This window comes from Kitasatospora sp. NPDC088742, from assembly GCF_055584905.1.
In genome coordinates, this window is record NZ_JBVJLD010000034.1 from 53,075 (window position 1) to 66,641 (window position 13,567).

16 protein-coding genes are annotated in these 13,567 nt (G+C 74.0%); 5 read left to right on the plus strand and 11 right to left on the minus strand.

Translation table 11 applies throughout. The features are described from left to right. Positions 1 to 18: 18 nt before the first annotated feature. Positions 19 to 363: a CU044_2847 family protein gene (locus tag ACZ6ZR_RS24970; protein ID WP_465645775.1), complete on the minus strand. Its 345-nt coding sequence runs from the start codon at positions 361 to 363 to the stop codon at positions 19 to 21. Between the two features lie 172 nt (positions 364 to 535). Between ACZ6ZR_RS24970 and ACZ6ZR_RS24975 the strand changes: the two genes are divergently transcribed. Then, positions 536 to 1,030 carry a F0F1 ATP synthase subunit B family protein gene (locus tag ACZ6ZR_RS24975; RefSeq protein ID WP_465645777.1) on the plus strand — a complete coding sequence of 165 codons (495 nt, stop codon included), beginning with the start codon at positions 536 to 538 and terminating at the stop codon, positions 1,028 to 1,030. A 67-nt stretch (positions 1,031 to 1,097) separates the two neighbouring features. Here ACZ6ZR_RS24975 and ACZ6ZR_RS24980 read toward each other — a convergent pair whose 3' ends face one another. After that, a complete protein-coding gene (locus ACZ6ZR_RS24980) occupies positions 1,098 to 2,591 on the minus strand; it encodes a choice-of-anchor A family protein (RefSeq protein WP_465645778.1) in 1,494 nt (497 codons plus the stop codon). A gap of 235 nt (positions 2,592 to 2,826) precedes the next feature. On the opposite strand from ACZ6ZR_RS24980, the gene ACZ6ZR_RS24985 reads away from it, so the two are divergent. Together ACZ6ZR_RS24985 and ACZ6ZR_RS24990 are read left to right on the plus strand one after the other, a co-directional pair. Continuing rightward, the gene (locus tag ACZ6ZR_RS24985) at positions 2,827 to 3,309 is read left to right on the plus strand and encodes a DUF2269 family protein (protein WP_465645780.1); all 483 of its coding nucleotides are present in this window, start codon (positions 2,827 to 2,829) and stop codon (positions 3,307 to 3,309) included. A 94-nt stretch (positions 3,310 to 3,403) separates the two neighbouring features. Next, positions 3,404 to 4,195, plus strand: a complete 792-nt coding sequence (locus tag ACZ6ZR_RS24990) for an inositol monophosphatase family protein (protein ID WP_465645782.1) — start codon at positions 3,404 to 3,406, stop codon at positions 4,193 to 4,195. On the opposite strand, the gene ACZ6ZR_RS24995 is transcribed toward ACZ6ZR_RS24990, so the two are convergent. From ACZ6ZR_RS24995 to ACZ6ZR_RS25005, 3 genes are read right to left on the minus strand one after another with little or no spacing between them, the layout of a single operon-like run. Further along, the gene (locus ACZ6ZR_RS24995; protein ID WP_465645783.1) at positions 4,192 to 5,076 is read right to left on the minus strand and encodes an amidohydrolase family protein; all 885 of its coding nucleotides are present in this window, start codon (positions 5,074 to 5,076) and stop codon (positions 4,192 to 4,194) included. The two genes, ACZ6ZR_RS24990 and ACZ6ZR_RS24995, sit on opposite strands and share 4 nt — an antisense overlap. Beyond that, entirely contained in the window at positions 5,073 to 6,707 is a 1,635-nt protein-coding gene (locus tag ACZ6ZR_RS25000; RefSeq protein ID WP_465645785.1) for an acyl-CoA dehydrogenase family protein, read from the minus strand. Before ACZ6ZR_RS25000 ends, ACZ6ZR_RS24995 begins: the two co-directional genes overlap by 4 nt. After that, complete coding sequence (locus ACZ6ZR_RS25005; protein ID WP_465645787.1) at positions 6,700 to 7,317, minus strand: TetR/AcrR family transcriptional regulator; 618 nt, start codon at positions 7,315 to 7,317, stop codon at positions 6,700 to 6,702. Before ACZ6ZR_RS25005 ends, ACZ6ZR_RS25000 begins: the two co-directional genes overlap by 8 nt. 74 nt (positions 7,318 to 7,391) lie before the next feature. On the opposite strand from ACZ6ZR_RS25005, the gene ACZ6ZR_RS25010 reads away from it, so the two are divergent. After that, a complete protein-coding gene (locus ACZ6ZR_RS25010) occupies positions 7,392 to 7,919 on the plus strand; it encodes an AAA family ATPase (protein WP_465645789.1) in 528 nt (175 codons plus the stop codon). Positions 7,920 to 7,939: 20 nt separating this feature from the next. Here the strand turns inward: ACZ6ZR_RS25010 and ACZ6ZR_RS25015 are convergent, their stop codons facing one another. The 5 genes from ACZ6ZR_RS25015 to ACZ6ZR_RS25035 form a co-directional block, all read right to left on the minus strand. Then, positions 7,940 to 9,181: a sensor histidine kinase gene (locus ACZ6ZR_RS25015; RefSeq protein ID WP_465645791.1), complete on the minus strand. Its 1,242-nt coding sequence runs from the start codon at positions 9,179 to 9,181 to the stop codon at positions 7,940 to 7,942. Next, positions 9,178 to 9,831, minus strand: coding sequence for a response regulator (locus ACZ6ZR_RS25020; RefSeq protein WP_465645838.1), 654 nt, complete (start codon positions 9,829 to 9,831; stop codon positions 9,178 to 9,180). Before ACZ6ZR_RS25020 ends, ACZ6ZR_RS25015 begins: the two co-directional genes overlap by 4 nt. A 101-nt stretch (positions 9,832 to 9,932) precedes the next feature. Beyond that, positions 9,933 to 10,715, minus strand: a complete 783-nt coding sequence (locus tag ACZ6ZR_RS25025) for a hypothetical protein (protein ID WP_465645793.1) — start codon at positions 10,713 to 10,715, stop codon at positions 9,933 to 9,935. 92 nt (positions 10,716 to 10,807) lie between these two features. Beyond that, on the minus strand, positions 10,808 to 11,593 hold the full coding sequence (locus ACZ6ZR_RS25030) for a class F sortase (RefSeq protein WP_465645795.1): 786 nt from the start codon (positions 11,591 to 11,593) through the stop codon (positions 10,808 to 10,810). 3 nt (positions 11,594 to 11,596) lie between these two features. Continuing rightward, complete coding sequence (locus ACZ6ZR_RS25035; protein WP_465645797.1) at positions 11,597 to 11,998, minus strand: sortase-dependent protein; 402 nt, start codon at positions 11,996 to 11,998, stop codon at positions 11,597 to 11,599. Between the two features lie 262 nt (positions 11,999 to 12,260). Here ACZ6ZR_RS25035 and ACZ6ZR_RS25040 point away from each other — a divergent pair, with 262 nt between their 5' ends. Then, positions 12,261 to 12,626: a DoxX family protein gene (locus ACZ6ZR_RS25040; protein WP_465645799.1), complete on the plus strand. Its 366-nt coding sequence runs from the start codon at positions 12,261 to 12,263 to the stop codon at positions 12,624 to 12,626. 67 nt (positions 12,627 to 12,693) lie between these two features. On the opposite strand, the gene ACZ6ZR_RS25045 is transcribed toward ACZ6ZR_RS25040, so the two are convergent. Beyond that, positions 12,694 to 13,536, minus strand: a complete 843-nt coding sequence (locus ACZ6ZR_RS25045) for a S1 family peptidase (RefSeq protein WP_465645801.1) — start codon at positions 13,534 to 13,536, stop codon at positions 12,694 to 12,696. Positions 13,537 to 13,567: the final 31 nt, after the last annotated feature.

Here is a 13,567-nt window from a genome sequence, read left to right on the forward strand (position 1 = left end):
CGTCGTCCGCCGGCCCGCTCAGGCCGAACGGCCGGGCGCCCAGCTGAGCCTGACGGTCAGATGGGCCTCGGCGGCGGTCTTCGCGATCAGCGCCCCGGCCTCGGCCGTGAGCTTCACGCCGAACTCCAGCTCCACCTCGTCGGGCGCCAGGCTGCCGCCCCGGAACACCGCCAGCGCGGACTCTGCGGCGGACCGCACCCCGGCCAGCGCCTGCTCGAAGGTCTCCCCGGCCCGCTCGGCGGCCTGGGCCGCACCGCGGCCGACCGGCTGCATGCCGTAGGGATCGGCCGAGGCGGCGGCGGGGGCCTGCTCGACCCGGACCACCGCACCGTCAGCCGTCACGAACTCCGCGTACTGCGCCAAGACTTCCCCTCCCGGGCACAATTCCGGTTGCCCCCGAACCGAACGCCCCGCGATCGTCGCACAGCACGGCCCGTCGCGCACCGGGTTCCGTCCGGTCGGGATCGAACCGGTAGGCGAACGAGTTCCGTCATTCTCCGTACATGACGTGTCATCAGACCGTAGGGTCTGGTTCATGGACATCGGACCCTTGGAGCCGAGCAAGGCTCAACTCCTGGTCGGACTCGTCGCGTTCTTCCTGATATTCGTCACGCTCGGCCGTCTCCTGCTGCCTCGCGCGGAGCGGGTGCTGGCCGAGCGGTACGAGGCCACGGAAGGGAAGCTGGAGCAGGCCGAGGCCCTCAGGGCCGAGGCCGAGCAGGTCTACGCGGAGTACCGGCACGTGATCACCGAGGCCCACCACGAAGCAGCCCGGCTGCGACAGCAGGCCGCCGAGGAGGGCGCCGCGGCGGTCGCGGCAGCACGGGCCGAGGGACAGCGCGAACGAGAACGGCTGGTCGGGGCGGCCCGGGCGTCCATCGCCATGGACAGCGACCTGGCCGCGCTCGAACTGCGGGTGCACGTCGGCGTGCTGGCGATCGACCTGGCCGGCCGGGTGGTCGGCGAGCCGCTGGACGGCTTCTCCGACCGGGCGGGCGTGGTGGAACGGTTCTTCGCCGAACCGCGCTGACGCTGCTTCACCCCCGAACGACGGTGCCCCGGACCCCATGGGTCCGGGGCACCTCTGCGTCGCGGGATCAGCCGTGGCGGCCACGGCGACGGCGCGACAGCCAGTAGGTCAGACCGCCGGTACCCAGCAGGGCCCCGGCACCCAGCGCCGCCGGGAAGGCCAACCCTGACCCGGTGATCGGGAGTTGACCACCCTCGTCCACCGGGACTGTCGGCACGACCCCCGAGTCGGTCGGGCCCGGAGTGGTCGGCGCCGGGGTCGAACCGGACGGGCTCGGGGTCGGGGTGGGCGTCGACGAGCTCTGGGAGGGGCTCGGAGTCGGCGTGGGGGTCGGCGTCGGCGTGGGGGTCGGCGTAGGCGTCGGCGTAGGCGTCGGCGTAGGTGTGGGCGTCGGCGTCGGCGTAGGCGTCGGCGTAGGTGTGGGCGTCGGCGTCGGCGTCGGCGTGGGAGTAGGCGTCGGCGTCGGCGTAGGTGTGGGCGTCGGCGTCGTGCACTCCGGCATGTCGCCGTCGAACGGGTAGTTGTGGATCTCGCTACCGCTGCTGCCCGTCTGGACCAGGTTGCCCGCCACGTACACCCGTCCGTTGTACCCCGGGGTCCGGAGCGTGGTGGTGCCCGCCTTGTTGGCGCTCATCAGCGAACCCTGGAACTGGGCGCCGCCCATGATGGTCGTGGTGGTGGCGTTCGGGAAGTTCCACAGCAGGTTCGGGCGCAGGTCGGTGAACGGGTCACCGTCCAGCCCGGTCCCGGTGTTGGTGTTGATCACCGGATTGGCGCCCAGCATGTTGATGATGACCGTGGCCCCGGCCGGGATGCCGGTGATGACGAAGTCGGCCGCACCGGTCTGCGAGCCCAGGTCACCCGGCACGTTGAAGATCTGACGGGCGCTCGTACCGTCACCGGTGAAGGTGATCTGGTTGCCGTCCACCGTCACCGTGCCGGTGGCGGTCTGGGTGGCGGCGCAGGAGGAGAGCTCCGCGAGCTGGTCCGGGATGCCCGAGTACTGCTTGCCCGCATCCGCGTCCTTGACGGCCTGTCCGGTCGGGGTGACGTTGACGATGCCGCTCAGGGTGCCGCCGTAGCGGAGGTCACCGTAGGCGAGGGTGCCGAAGGTGTTGGCGGTGCCGCCGACCTCGACCGTGTTGGAGCGGGCCACGGTGACGTTGCCGCCGACGGTCACGAAGTCGGTGCCGTCGGAGGGCACCACCCGGGAGCCGACGCCGGCCACCGCCATGTTGAAGAGACCGCCGCCGTCCTTGTTCACCGAGAAGTCCCCGAGGGTGACCACCTTGCCCTCGGCCTCGGCGGCCCGGCCCTCGACCGAGTAGTCGCCGCCGACGAAGACGTTGATGGTGTCGTCCCGGCCGACCACGTTGCCGTTGTTCGGCGGCGGCCAGACCGACGGACAGCCCGGCCCGCTGCACGGGCCGAGCGGCGGGGAGAGCGGCGCCGCCGAGACCAGGACGCCGGCCAGCGCGACCGGCACGACCGCCGCCGCCGCGGCCAGGCCGAGCCTGCGGGCCGACGGCCTCCGGCCGCTCCGCTCCTGACGTTCGGTCAATCGCACGCGGTTCCCCTCGGGTCGCTCGGGCCACCCTCCGGCGGCATGACCGGCCCATTCAACGCCGGGCGTTCCGGGCGGCCCCGGGTGCCACGCCGGAAATCCTGAAATTCAGTCACAAAGTGGTCAAAACGGGCATCCGCTCACCGGGCCACCCCACCACCCGGGACTGCGCCACCCGGGTGTTAGCGTGCTGGGGCCTCACCCCCGTACGCCGAACCGGAGGACCCGCCCCATGGCCAAGCTGCTGCTGAGCCTGCACGTCCTGGCCGCAGTGCTCTTCATCGGACCGGTGGCGGTGACGGTGAGCATGTTCCCGCGCCGGGCGAAGGCCGCGCTGGCGGGCGGGGAGGACCGGCCGCAGACCGAGGCCTCGGTACGGCTGCTGCACCGGATCACCCAGGTCTACGCGCTGCTCGGGCTGGCCGTACCGTTGCTCGGGATCGGCACGGCCCAGGTGATGGGCGTGATGGGTGACGCCTGGGTGATCACCTCCACGGTGCTCACCGCGCTGGCGGCGGCCGTGATGCTGCTCTTCGTGGTGCCCGGCCAGCAGGCCACCGTCGACGCCCTCGACGCCCCGCAGGACCAGGCCGAGCAGGACCGCGCCGCCAAGGGCCTGCGCCTGCTCCCGATGACCGCCGGCCTCTTCAACCTCCTGTGGGCCGTGGTCACCGTCCTGATGGTGATCCGCCCCGGCTCCACCACCGGCGCCTGATCCGTTCGCACTCGGCTTCACATCTGCGCGTTCGCATTCCGCTCGATCACGGTACCTGTCTGTGCAGTAACCGTGACCTGAGGGAGCGCAAGGCATGAAGGAGTGTTCGATACCTGAAGTGGCCGCCGTGGTGCGGGCGGTCGGTGAGTTCCTGACGGAGCGCCAGTCGGCCCGGCCCTGGCCGGGCCGGACGATGGCCGAGGCCATGGCCGCCCTGGCGTGGGTGGAGGAGCCCGCCACCGCGCAGCTGCGGGAGCGCCTCGGGGAACTCCGCCCCGGAGCCGGCTGGCTGGACGAGGAGGTCTCCGCCGAGGTCCCCGAGGACGGCGAGTGGTGGTCCTGCGACGCCACCGACGGAGCCGTGCAGTACCTGAACGCACTGCCGCACTGGGCGGTCACCGCCACCCTGGTCCGCGACGGCGAGCCGGTGCTCGCGGTGGTGCACGCCCCGTCCCTGCGCGCCACCTACACCGCCGAACTCGGCGGCGGCGCACGGCTGAACGGCCGGGCCGTCGCCCCGCCCGAACGGGACCCGGACACCTGCGTGATCGGCACCGGGCAGCCCGCGGCCGCCGGGCGGGACGAGCTGCGCCGGGCCGGTGAGTCCCTGACCGCCGTCGCCGCCCGGGTGCTGGCGGTGCGCAACCTCGGCCCGGTGGCGCTCCAGCTGGCCCAGGTCGGCTCGGGCCAGCTGAACGGCTTCTGGGAGTACGGCCCGGACCCGGTCAGCCTGCTGCCCGGCGCCCTGATCGCCCGTGAGGCGGGCGCCCTGGTGACGGACATCGAGGGCAAGCGGTGGACACCGGCGGCGGACGGCCTGCTGGCCGCCCACCCCCGGCTGCACCCTGGGCTGCTGGACGTGCTCGCCCTGGCCGGCCGCCCCTAGGGAACCGCCGGCAGGGCGAACAGGCGGGCGCCGTTGTCGTGGCAGACCGCCCGGAGCCAGTCGTCGCCCAGCCCGAGGCCCGCGAGGGCGCGGAGCTGGGCGACGTACGGGTAGGGGATGTTCGGGAAGTCGCTGCCGAGCAGCACCCGGTCACCCAGGTCGGCCAGCCGGGGCAGCAACTCGCGGGGGAAGGGCGCGAGTTCCTCGCTGAACTCGGTGAACGCCATGGTGGTGTCCAGGTGCACCCCGGGGTGACGTTCGGCCAGCTCCAGGAACTCCCGGTACTCCGGCAGGCCCAGATGGGCGACCACCAGCCGCAGGCCGGGGTGCCTGGCCAGCACCTCGGCGATCGGGCCGGGCCCGGTGTGCTTGCCGGGCGAGGGGCCGGAGCCGCAGTGCGTCACCACCGGCACGCCGGCCTCGGCCAGTTGGCCCCAGACCGGGTCGAGCAGCGGGTCGGCCGGGTCGTAGTCGCCCACCTGGACATGGCACTTGAAGACCCGGGCGCCCCCGGCCAGGGCCTGCGCCACGTACTCCGCCGCCTCCGGCTCCGGGTAACAGGTGGCGGTGTGCAGACAGTCCGGGGTGCGGGCGGCGAACTCCGCCGACCAGGAGTTCAGCCAGGCGGCCATCCCCGGCTTGTGCGGGTAGAGCATCGAGGTGAACGCGCGCACCCCGAACTCCCGCAGCCGGGCCACCCGTTGGCCCTCCTCGTCGCGGTAGGTGATGGGCCAGGCCCGCCCGGTCAGCGGACCGACCTGGTCGAAGTAGGCCCACACCTTGGCGAGCACCCGCTCGGGCATGAAGTGGGTGTGCACGTCCACCAGCCCGGGCAGGCCCAACCCCTGCCAGAACGCCCGGACTTCCGCCGCCTCGCTCATGCGGGCAGGGCCTCGGCCCGGGCCAGCACGGCGGCGGTGTCCACCCCGGTCGGCAGGGTGCCGAAGGCACCGCCGTGCTCGCCGCCCAGCCGGGAGGCGCAGAACGCGTCGGCCACCGCCGGGTCGCCGTAGCGGACCAGCAGCGAGCCCTGGAAGGCCAGCGCGATCGACTCCACCAACCGCCGGGTGCGGTACTCGAGTTCGGCGGTCTCGCCGAGCTGCTTGCGCAGGGCGGCGACGGCCGCGTCCAGCCGGCGGTCCGCCCCGGCGGCCGCGTCCAGCTCGCCGAGCAGCGCCTCCACCGTCTCCGGGCGGCGGGCCATCGCGCGCAGCGCGTCCAGCGCGGCCACGTTCCCCGAGCCCTCCCAGATGGAGACCAGCGGGGCCTCCCGGTAGAGCCGGGGCATGCCGGACTCCTCGACGTAGCCGTTGCCGCCGAAGCACTCCAGTGCCTCGGCCGCGTGCATCGGACCGCGCTTGCAGACCCAGTACTTGGCCGCCGCCAGGCCCAACCGCCGGACCAGCGCCTCCTGCTGGTCCCCCGCCAGCGCCCGGTCGGTGGACTCGGCCAGCCGCAGCGCGACGGCGGTGGCGGCCTCGGACTCCACCACCAGGTCGGCCAGCACGTTGCGCATCAGCGGCTGGTCCACCAGCGCGGCGCCGAACGCCCGCCGGTGGGTGGTGTGGTGGAGCGCCCGGACGGTGCCGAGCCGCATCCCGGAGGCGGCACCCAGGGTGCAGTCCAGCCGGGTCATGTTCACCATCTCGATGATGGTGGGCACGCCCCGGCCCTCCTCGCCGACCAGCCAGCCGACCGCGCCGTCGTACTCCAGCTCGGCGGAGGCGTTGGACCGGTTGCCCAGCTTGTCCTTCAACCGCTGGATCCGCAGCCGGTTGCGGCCGCCGTCCGGCAGCACCCGGGGCAGCACGAAGCAGCTCAGCCCGCCCGGGGCCTGAGCGAGGGTCAGGAAGACGTCCGACATCGGGGCGGAGGTGAACCACTTGTGGCCGGTGAGCCGGTAGGTGCCGTCGGCCTGCGGCACGGCGGTGGTGGTGTTGGCCCGGACGTCCGAGCCGCCCTGCTTCTCGGTCATCGACATGCCGGCGATCAGGCCGGATTTGCTCTGCGGCTCGCGCAGCCCGAAGTCGTAGGAGCGGGCGGCCAGCAGGGGCTCGTACCGCTCGGCCAGCGCCGGGGTGGCGCGCAGCGCGGGGACGGCGGCGTAGGTCATCGAGACCGGGCAGCTGTGCCCGGACTCGACCTGGCCCCAGACGTAGAACTTGGCGGCCCGGGCGGTGTGCGCGCCGGGGCGGTCGTCCCGCCAGGGCGCCGCGTGCAGGCCGTGCTCCACCGCGACGGTCATCAGCTCGTGCCAGGCGGGGTGGAACTCCACCTCGTCGATCCGGTGGCCGTAGCGGTCGTGGGTGCGCAGCACCGGCTCGTTCTCGTTGGCCAACCTGCCCCACTCGGCGGCCCGTTCGGTCCCGGCCAGGCGGCCGAGCTCGTGCAGCTCCTCCTCCGCCCAGCCGGCTCCGGCCCGGTGCAGGGCGGCCAGCAGGGTCGGGTCGGCGGCCACGTCGTGGCCGTACAGGTCAGGGGCCTGGTTGGTGACCTCGTGCGTGTCAGGCATCGTGCTGCCCCCCAAGGGCGCGTCGGGTGAAGGAGATGAGTGCCGGGATCACGTCGTCCCGGCCGAGTCCGGCGGCGAGCGGGCCGACCAGGGCCTCGCCGATCGCGCCCACCAGTGCGGCGGCGGTCAGGTCGGCGTCCTGCCCGGGCAGCCGGCCGTCGGTGACGGCCGGGGCTATCTGAGCGGCCATCAGATCGCGGAAGGCCCGGCGGAACACCAGCCGTTCGGCGTCCACCACCTGGTCGGCCGGCTCGGCGAGCAGGGCGTACGCCAGCCGGGGCGCGGCCAGCGCGCGGGCGGCGAAGGTCTCCACCACGGCGGCCACCAGCTCGTGCGGCCCGGCCCCGCCGGCGGCCGCCTTGGCCACCGCCGTCTCGACGGCGGCGACCTCACCGGTCACCACGGTGCGGAACAGCTCCACCGACAGCTCGGCCTTCCCGGCGAAGTGCCGGTACATCGACCCGGTGGCGATCCCGGCCCGCTCGGCCACCGCCGCCATCGAGCAGCCCGCGTAGCCCCGCTCGGCCAGCAGCGCCACCGCCGCCGCCAGCACCGTCTCCCGCTGGGCGTCGAGGCGGGCTTGGACGGCGGGGGTGCGACGGTAGGCCATGCCAAGGATTGAAGCACCGATTCACTACTTCGAAAAGGCCCCCGGCCCTGCGGTCCCGGGCTAGCGTGAGGCCCATGATCGTATGGCTGAACGGGACGCACGGGGCGGGCAAGAGCACCACCGCGCCGCTGGTGCAGGAGCTGCTGCCGGACTCGCGGGTATTCGACGCCGAGAAGGTCGGCGAGACCCTGATGGACATCTCGCCCGGGCTGCCGGCCACCGACAACTTCCAGCACTGGCCGCCGTGGCGGCCGCTGGTGGTGGAGACGGCGCGGCGGGTGCTGGAGTACACCGGGGGGACGCTGGTGGTGCCGATGACCGTGCTGGTGGAGGAGTACTGGCGGGAGATCAGCGCAGGCCTGGCCGAACACTCCGTTCCCGTACGGCACTTCGTGCTCCACGCCGACCAGGACGCCCTGCGCGGCCGGATCGAGAACGACCGCGAGCTCGGCCCCGTCCCCTCCCCCTTCCGCCTCCGGTACCTGGAGCCGTACGCCGAAGCGGCCCGCACCTGGCTGCTCGCCGAGGCCGAGGTGGTGGACACCACCCACCTGACGCCCGCTCAGGCCGCCCAGCACATCGCGGACTCACTCAAGGCCTGAGCCCGCCGCAGGCGACCCTCTCAGTCCTCGCCACCCGCCAACGGCAGCCGCAGCTCCGCGTACGCGCCGCCCTCCGGGTGGTTGGCCAGGGTCAGCGTGATGCCGAGGGCCTCCGCGTGGCCCTGGGCGATGGTGAGGCCGAGGCCGTGGCCGTGGCCGCGTTCGCGGGCGCCGGTGCGGAAGCGCTGGGGGCCCTCGGTGAGGATGTCCTGCGGGTAGCCGGGGCCGTGGTCGCGGACGGTGAGGACGGGGCCGTCGATCCGGACCAGGACCGGGGCGCGGCCGTGGCGGTGGGCGTTGGCGACCAGGTTGGAGAGCACCCGGTCCAGCCGCCGGACGTCGGTGGTGACCAACGCGTCGGAGTCGATCCGCAGCTCGGTGGGGCCGGGCGCGGCGGCGACCACCCGGGCCGCCACCGGGCCGAGCTGAACGGCCGTCAGGTCCGGGAGGTCGGCGCCCGCGTCCAGCCGGGAGACCTCCAGGAGGTCCTCGGTCAGGCTGCGCAGCACCCGCACCCGGTCCTGCACCAGCTCCGTCGGCCGCCCCGGCGGCAGCAGCTCCGCCGCCGTGAGCAGCCCGGTCAGCGGCGTCCGCAGCTCGTGCGCGACGTCGGCGGTGAAGCGCTGCTCGTTGGCCAGCTTGCTGCTCAGCACGCCCGCCATCGAGTCGACCGCCGAGGCCAGTTCGGTGACTTCGTCCCGGGGGCCGCCGATCGGTCCGATCCGGGCCGTCAGGTCGCCCTGGGCGATGGTCCGGGCGGTGCCGGCGGCGGTGCGCAGGCGGCGGCTGATCCGGTCGGCGGCGAACACCCCGGCCAGTACGGTGACGGCCACCGAGAGCGCGGCCGAGACCTGGATGGAGCGGTCGAGCTGGGCGATGGCCCGCTCGTCGTCGGTGTAGTCGATCCGCACCGAGACCACCTGCACCGGCCCCGGGCCGGTGCCGAGCGGGGCGGCCGCCCACATCACGGTGCCGTTCGGACCCGGCCCCGGGCCCAGCATCGAGCCGCGGTGGCCTCGTTCGGCGAGGCTGCGCAGTTCCTCGGGGAGGGCCGGGTCGGCAGGGCTGGCGCCCCAGGCCTGGCCGAGTTCTCCGCCGCCCGCGTAGCCGTCGAGCACCGATTCCAGCGCGTTCTCGGCGGCCTTCCTGGCCTGCCCGGTGTGCTGCGCGACGGAGGCCCGGTGCACCAGCAGGCCGACCGTGATGGCGACCAGTACGGAGACCAGGGCGACGGTGGCGGCGATCTGGCCGCGGAGGTTCACCCGGACCGCCGCAGCTTGTAGCCGAAGCCCCGGATGGTCTCGATCCGGCCCGCGCCGATCTTGGCGCGCAGCCGCTGCACGTGGACGTCGACCACCCGGCTGTCGGCGTCCCAGGAGTAGTCCCAGACCCGCTCCAGCAGGGTCTGGCGCTCCAGCACCACGCCCGGCGCGGCGGTGAACTCCAGCAGCAGCCGCAACTCGGTCGGGGTGAGCGGCACCTGACGCCCCGCCACCCGGACCTCCATCGCCTCGGTGTCCAGCTCCAGGCCGTCGATCACCCGGACCGCCCTGGCCGGCTCGGGCTCCACGGCGGACGGCTCCACCGCGGTCGGTTCGGCGACGGCCCTGGTCCTGCGCAGCACGGTGCGGATCCGGGCCACCAGTACGGCGCTCTCGAAGGGCTTGGTGATGTAGTCGTCGGCACCCGCCTCCAGGCCGGAGATGACGTCGATCGGCTCGGTGCGGGCCGACATCATCAGGATCGGCAGCTGGCTCTCCTCACGGATGCGGCGGCACAGGCCGACCCCGTCGAGCAGCGGCAGCATCACGTCGAGCAGCAGCAGGTCGGGCCGCTGCGCGCGGAACCGCTCCAGGCCGTCCAGCCCGTCGACGGCGGTGTCCACCGGGAAGCCGTAGCGCTCCAGTGCCATCCTGGTGGCCTCGCGGATCACCTCGTCGTCCTCCACCAGCAGGATGCGCGGGGCGGCGGGGGCGTTCTCTGGCACGGCGGTGCTCCGGGGACGGGGGCCGTTCACGAGGCCGGCCTGGACGGGACGGGGGTGGGGAACACCGGCTTGGGCGCCGGCTTCTGCGGAGCGAGGGTGGGCGCCACCGAGACCTTGGGCTCGGTGCGGAACTCGGGCTTGGCGGTGGGCGCCGCGGTCGGCTCGCAGAGCCGACCGTCCGCGCCGGGGCCGGTCATCTTCCGGTTCTCGACCACCAGCCGGTCCTGGTCCCAGGTGTAGGTGGTCTCGGTGCTGTCCGGGCCGCCGTTCGGCTCGGTCACCTTGAGCCTGGAGCCGGTGGTCTCGGCGGTGAAGCCGCGCTCCACCTGCTGGGCCAGCACGGGGTAGAGCCGCCCGTCGCGCAGCGCGTAGACGTGCAGGTAGCCGGGCCCGGTGCCGAACAGCAGGGCGGTGACCAGCTCCGGCCGGCCGTCCCCGCTGAGGTCACGGTACTGGGCCTGGCGGACCGAGCAGCCCTGACAGCCCGTCAGCGCCTTCTGCTCGTCCGGCCGCAGCGAGGCGTCCTTGGCCAGCACGGCCGAGGCCTCGACGGTGCGGAGGTCCTCGTTCGCCACCGTGATGCCGGACACCGGGGAGAGCGGCGGCCGCGAGCCGGAGGCCTCCGGCGAGGGCTCCGCGGAGGTCCGGTCCTCGGGCCAGAGCGGCTCGGCGACGGGGTGCAGCGCCACCGCCCGGGCCGGTCCGGCGTCGTGCAGCCGCCCGGCCCCGCCGCAGCCCACGAGCGCGGCGGCCAGCACGAGCAGGACGAGACCCCGGACCGGGGCGGTACGGCGGGGCCTTGGGCTCACGGTGCGGATTGCCTTCCGGTGGGGCTCGTTCGGTGGTCCAGTCTGCCTGACGGAGCGTCCGCCCCCGCCCTCGGCCGGGGGCGGACGCTCCGTCAGGGCTGGAGGTCGGCGAGCACGATGATGTTGTCCTTGTAGTGCCCGTCGCCGCCGAGCGCGCCGCCGCAGGTGATCAGCCTGAGCTGCGCGGTGTCGGTGTTGCCGTAGACCAGCTCGGTCGGGAACTCGTTCTTCGGGTACTGCTTCAGCTCGCGGACCCGGAACGCGGCGGCGCTGCCGTCCTCCCGGCGCAGCTCGATCCGGTCGCCCGGGGCGAGTTGCGGCAGGCGGTGGAAGACCGCCGGGCCCTTGCGGGTGTCCAGGTGGCCGAGCAGCACGGCCGGGCCGGTCTGGCCGGGGGCCGGGCCGTTGCGGTACCAGCCGACCTGCTCGGGGCGGTCCATCGGCGGCACCTCGACCGTGCCGTCCGGGTTGAGGCCGGTCGCCCCGACGGGCGCGTCCACCCCGATCCGGGGGATGACCAGCCGGCTGGGCGGGGCCACCGGGCGCTGGGCCGGGGCTTCCTGACGCTTCGCCTGGGGGGACTGTGCCCCTCCGCCACCCACCGGCGCGGACTGCCCCGACTGCCCGGACTGCGCCGACTGCCCGGCGGCCGCGATCCGCACCGGTGGCTGCCCGGCCGAACAGCCACCGATCAGGACGGCTCCGGCTCCGAGCGCCAGGACTCCCGCCACCGCGGCCGGTGCCCAGCGGGGGCGACGGCGGCGGTGGCGCGGCTGCCGGATCACGTCGGCCCGGTCCTCGTGGGGCTCCGCCGCGCGGGCGGGCGTCCCCGGGCTGCGCGCCGGGCCGCGCGCCGCCCGGCGTGATCCGGCGCTCACGCCTTAGCCCCGGGCACCGGCGCGGCGACGCAGCACCGCGAAGCCGATGCCGGCCGCACCGGCCGCGGCCAGGCCGGAGCCGAGGACCAGGGTGGTGGTGGAGTCCTTGCTCTCGCCCTCACCGGTCTGGGCGCCGCCCTTGGGGACCACCTTGACCTGCGGGCTGCCGCCGTCCTTGCCGGCCGGCACGCTCGGGGTGGCGCTGGGCTTCTCCACGGCCGGGGCCGGGGAGCTGGGGACGGCGGTGGGCTTCACCGACGGGGTGGCGACGGTGGCCGAGGGCTGCGGCGTCGGCGTGCTGCCGTCGGCGTGGGCGGCCGCGCCGGAGAGGGCCACCGCGCCGGCGACGCCTGCGGAGACCAGGGCGAAGCGCAGTGCGCGGCGGATGTTCGTGGTGCCTGCCATGGGGGTTCCTCCCGATTGCTCGCCACTCCCGGCCCGGTGGCGGGGAGTTGGTACGGCAGACGTTAGGAAGCGCACCTCACGGTGGTCGGCCAGTCGTGTAACAGCCACCGCGAGGCTCTGTAACAGTCCTCGGGAACAGCCCGAGGGCGGGTCTCGCACGGGTCTCGCGCGGTGTCGTCTTCCGCCCGGCGGGTCCGGCGGCTACTCTCCGGTAACAGTCGCGGCGCCCGTCCGGTGCCGCCCGCCCGGCCCTGGAGGCCACGTGTCGTCCTCGCGTTCCGCCAAGCTGCTGAGCGGCCTGCTGCTCGGTGCCGGCGTCGCCCACTTCGTGATCCCGCGTCAGTTCGACGCCATCGTGCCGCGCTCGCTGCCGGGCGGCCCGCGGCTCTGGACCCAGGTCAGCGGGGTGGCCGAACTGGCGGTCGGCGCGGCGGTGGCGCTGCCCCGGACCAGGCGGGCGGGGGCGCTGGCCGCGGCCGGGCTGTTCGTCGCCGTGCTCCCGGCCAACGTCAAGATGGCCTACGACTGGCGCGACCGCCCGGCCGCCCTGCGGGGCGCGGCCCTGGCCCGGGTGCCCGCGCAACTGCCGCTGGTGCTCTGGGCGTTGCGGGTACGGCGGAACGCCTGACGGCGTGGCCCCGGGCAGCGGGGCCACGCCGTCGACCATGGGCCGTCGACCGTGGGCGGTGGACCGGTCAGGGCTTGGGGAGCGCGCAGCCCGCGAGCGAGAGGTTGAGCGCGTTGCCCGGGCCGAAGCAGCCGGGGATCAGGTAGGTCTGCTGGGCGTAGTTGATGCCCTGGCGGACAGTGACGTTGCCGGCCTGGTCGACCTCGCACGGGTTGTTCACCGTGCAGCGCTGACCGTCCTCGTTGCCGGTGTTGTTGACCGCGACGACCTGGCCGGTGGAGGCGTCCACCACCGGGGAGCCCGAGGTGCCGCCGATGGTGTTGCAGCTGGAGGTGTAGCGGAGCGAGTCCTTGAAGGTCCAACTCCCCTCCTTCAGACGGTAGACGAAGCCGTCGGCGTTGCAGGAGTAGATCCGCTTCCAGTAGCCGGAGACCACCTTGATCGCGGTACCGGCGGTCGGGTGGCTGGCCGAGACGGTGAGCGGGCTGATGTTGTACGAGCTCTTGATGGCGGCGTAGGTGGTGTTCAGCTGGTAGATCGACACGTCGGTGTCGGTCATGGTGCCGTAGACCATCTTGTTGGCGCGCAGCGTGGCGACCTTGCTGCCGGCCGAGTTGAGCAGCGAGAAGGTGCGGCTGGAGGAGCGGTTGACCAGCACCTGGCCCGCGCTCGGCATGCCGGTGTCCAGGCAGTGGCCGTTGGAGAGGATCAGGGCCGGGTCGCCCGCCTGGGAGTTGGGCAGGCGCACCAGCGAGCCGGAACAGTTGCTGAGCGCCACGGTGCCCGCGAAGTCCACCGCCGCGAGCTTGGGCGTGGGCGCCTGGGCCGCGGCGGCGGGGACGGCGCCGGCCAGCGCGGTGGCGGAGGCGAGCAGGAGTGCGCAGGACGCGCCGATGAGCGGCTTCTTCATGGGAGTGCCTCTCGGTGTGGGGGTGGGACAA

What these genes read in the sequence shown, in the direction of transcription:
- ACZ6ZR_RS25000 (WP_465645785.1), bottom strand. Translation starts at nt 6,707, where the DNA reads ATGCCTGACACGCACGAGGTCACCAACCAGGCCCCTGACCTGTACGGC.
- ACZ6ZR_RS24995 (WP_465645783.1), bottom strand. Translation starts at nt 5,076, where the DNA reads ATGAGCGAGGCGGCGGAAGTCCGGGCGTTCTGGCAGGGGTTGGGCCTG.
- ACZ6ZR_RS25005 (WP_465645787.1), bottom strand. Translation starts at nt 7,317, where the DNA reads ATGGCCTACCGTCGCACCCCCGCCGTCCAAGCCCGCCTCGACGCCCAG.
- ACZ6ZR_RS25010 (WP_465645789.1), top strand. Translation starts at nt 7,392, where the DNA reads ATGATCGTATGGCTGAACGGGACGCACGGGGCGGGCAAGAGCACCACC.
- ACZ6ZR_RS25045 (WP_465645801.1), bottom strand. Translation starts at nt 13,536, where the DNA reads ATGAAGAAGCCGCTCATCGGCGCGTCCTGCGCACTCCTGCTCGCCTCC.
- ACZ6ZR_RS24985 (WP_465645780.1), top strand. Translation starts at nt 2,827, where the DNA reads ATGGCCAAGCTGCTGCTGAGCCTGCACGTCCTGGCCGCAGTGCTCTTC.
- ACZ6ZR_RS24975 (WP_465645777.1), top strand. Translation starts at nt 536, where the DNA reads ATGGACATCGGACCCTTGGAGCCGAGCAAGGCTCAACTCCTGGTCGGA.
- ACZ6ZR_RS25020 (WP_465645838.1), bottom strand. Translation starts at nt 9,831, where the DNA reads ATGGCACTGGAGCGCTACGGCTTCCCGGTGGACACCGCCGTCGACGGG.
- ACZ6ZR_RS24990 (WP_465645782.1), top strand. Translation starts at nt 3,404, where the DNA reads ATGAAGGAGTGTTCGATACCTGAAGTGGCCGCCGTGGTGCGGGCGGTC.
- ACZ6ZR_RS25035 (WP_465645797.1), bottom strand. Translation starts at nt 11,998, where the DNA reads ATGGCAGGCACCACGAACATCCGCCGCGCACTGCGCTTCGCCCTGGTC.